Origin of the sequence: Nguyenibacter vanlangensis, assembly GCF_013376155.1 — a bacterium.
Classification (GTDB): domain Bacteria; phylum Pseudomonadota; class Alphaproteobacteria; order Acetobacterales; family Acetobacteraceae; genus Gluconacetobacter; species Gluconacetobacter vanlangensis.
In genome coordinates, this window is sequence record NZ_JABXXP010000512.1 from 1 (window position 1) to 2,053 (window position 2,053).

Annotated in this window: 2 protein-coding genes and 1 pseudogene; all 3 read left to right on the forward strand. The window is 69.0% G+C overall.

All coding sequences use genetic code 11. The features are described 5' to 3' along the window. Positions 1–694: MiaB/RimO family radical SAM methylthiotransferase (locus tag HUK84_RS15985; protein ID WP_176641168.1), on the forward strand; the 694-nt coding region annotated here is incomplete at its 5' end. Positions 695–795: 101 nt separating this feature from the next. Continuing rightward, entirely contained in the window at positions 796–1,869 is a 1,074-nt protein-coding gene (locus tag HUK84_RS15990; protein ID WP_374729376.1) for a PhoH family protein, read from the forward strand. Beyond that, positions 1,853–2,053, forward strand: a pseudogene (locus tag HUK84_RS22915) (rRNA maturation RNase YbeY); the annotation flags it as partial. The gene HUK84_RS15990 and the pseudogene HUK84_RS22915, both read left to right, overlap by 17 nt.

The following is a 2,053-nucleotide window of genomic DNA, read 5'->3' on the forward strand; positions in this document are numbered from 1 at the left end:
CTGGGGGCTGGCCCGGCTGGCCGAGGCGCTGACCGGCATCCCGGGCCTGGCGCGCATCCGCTATACCACGTCGCATCCGCGCGACATGGACGATGCGCTGATCGCGGCCCATCGCGACCTGCCGGCGCTGATGCCGTTCCTGCACCTGCCGGTGCAGTCGGGGTCGGACCGGATTCTGGATGCGATGAATCGCGGCCATACGGCGGCGGAGTACCGCGACATCGTGCTGCGGCTGCGCGACGCGCGGCCGGATATCGCGCTGTCGTCGGATTTCATCGTCGGCCATCCGGGCGAGACCGACGCCGATTTCGAGGCGACGCTGCAACTGATCCGCGATGTCGGCTTCGCGCAGGCGTTTTCGTTCAAATATTCCCCCCGTCCCGGCACGCCGGCCGCCGGCGCGCCGCTGCAGATCGCGGAAGACGTCAAGGACGCCCGCCTGCAGGCGCTGCAGGCGCTGCTGCGCGAGCAGCAGGATGCGTTCAATGCCGCGACGGTGGGGCGCGTGGTTCCGGTCCTGTTCACCGGGCACGGGCGCAAGGCGGGGCAACTGGCCGGCCGTTCGCCCTATCTTCAACCCGTGCATGTGAACGGGCCGGACGGCCTGATCGGCCAGATCGTCAACGTGGAGATCCGTGAGCGATACACCAATTCGTTGAGTGGAACCCTCGTACAGGAGAGAGCCTTCGCTTGAGTGAACAGACGGTAGCAGAAATCCTGTCCGGCCGCCGCCCGACCCGGGTGCGCGACCATCACGATCCGTCCCGCCATGGCGGCATGAGCGCCACGCGGACGATTACCCTGCAATTCGACGACAATGCCAGGCTGGCGATGCTCGTCGGGGATCACGACCGTCACCTGCTTCACCTTGAACGCGGATTCGACGTCCGGCTGTCCTGCCGGGGGAATCGCGTGGCCATCAGCGGCACGCCGGACCGGGTGGAGATCGCCCGGTCGGCGCTGAATGCGCTGTATCACAAGCTGGAACGGGCGAACGGGCTGGATAGCGGCGAGGTCGATGCCGCGATCCGCATGGCCGCCGCCCATCACACCCGGCCGCACACGATGGCCACCCACACGGTATCCGACGGACGGACGCGCATGCCGCACGATGCCCCGCACCTGCCCGACCCGCACCGGCTGACGCTGCCGGAACTGCCCGCGATCCGCACGCGGCGCGGCGCGATCGCCCCGCGTTCGGCCGGGCAGACGGCCTATATGGAAATGCTGGCGCAGACCGAGATGGTGTTCGGCGTCGGCCCCGCCGGCACCGGCAAGACCTATCTGGCGGTGGCCCAGGCGGTGGCGATGCTGATGGCCGGGCAGGTGGACCGGATCGTGCTGTCGCGCCCGGCCGTCGAGGCCGGCGAGCGGCTGGGATTCCTGCCCGGGGACATGAAGGACAAGATCGACCCGTATCTGCGCCCGCTCTATGACGCGCTGCACGACATGATGCCGGGCGACCAGGTGGTGCGCCGCATGGGCACGGGCGAGATCGAGGTCGCGCCCCTGGCCTTCATGCGCGGGCGGACGCTGGCCCATAGTTTCGTCATTCTGGACGAGGCGCAGAACACCACGACCGCCCAGATGAAGATGTTCCTGACCCGCATGGGCACCGGCACGCGCATGGTGGTGACCGGCGACCTGAGCCAGGTCGACCTGCCGGCGGGCGTGCCGTCGGGCCTGCGCGATGCCGTGGACACGCTGGAAGGGTTGCCCGGAATCAGCATCATGCGCTTCGAATCCCGCGACGTGGTGCGACACCCGCTGGTCGCGCGCATCGTGGACGCCTATGATCAGCGTGCGGCGGCCGAACGGGATATGTCCCGCAGCAGGGCGCGCCGGGAGAACAATGGAACCGCGAAGTAGTCAGACCCGGGTCGAACCAGACGGGGTCCCTAGAAAAACGCCGGCGGCCGGTCTGGCCGCCGGCCTTCCTCCTTCTGTCCTGCGGGACGGACCTGAATGCGAGGTCATCATCGCCGACGCCCGCTGGCACGGAGTCGTGCCGGGCGTGGCGGCGTTGGTGCGCCGCACGGCGTTGGCCGCCTGG